General features: G+C 49.2%; 3 tRNA genes. All 3 read right to left on the bottom strand.

What is annotated here, in order from left to right:
* Positions 1 to 8: 8 nt before the first annotated feature.
* Positions 9 to 83: transfer RNA gene (locus BK139_RS23485), tRNA-Gln, on the bottom strand.
* A gap of 25 nt (positions 84 to 108) precedes the next feature.
* Positions 109 to 184 (bottom strand) — tRNA-His (locus BK139_RS23480).
* Positions 185 to 195: 11 nt separating this feature from the next.
* Positions 196 to 269: transfer RNA gene (locus BK139_RS23475), tRNA-Trp, on the bottom strand.
* Positions 270 to 331: the final 62 nt, after the last annotated feature.

Below are 331 nucleotides of genomic sequence, written 5' to 3'. Positions count from 1 at the left end.
TTAAAAAATGGCTGGGCTAGCAGGATTCGAACCTGCGAGTGACGGAGTCAAAGTCCGGTGCCTTACCGCTTGGCTATAGCCCAAAAGTTAATGCAAAAAAAAGAATAATGGGGCGATTGATGGGAATCGAACCCACGAGTGTCGGAGCCACAATCCGATGCGTTAACCACTTCGCCACAACCGCCACTATCCTACTGGCAGGGGTAGTAGGAATCGAACCCACATCAAAGGTTTTGGAGACCTTCGTTTTACCATTAAACTATACCCCTATATAAATGGTGGAGGGGGGCAGATTCGAACTGCCGAACCCGAAGGAGCGGATTTACAGTCC

This window comes from Paenibacillus sp. FSL R5-0490 (assembly GCF_001956215.1).
Lineage (GTDB): Bacteria > Bacillota > Bacilli > Bacillales > Cytobacillaceae > Cytobacillus.
The sequence above is the reverse complement of the archived record's forward strand: the minus strand, read 5'-3'. Positions and strand labels throughout refer to the sequence as shown.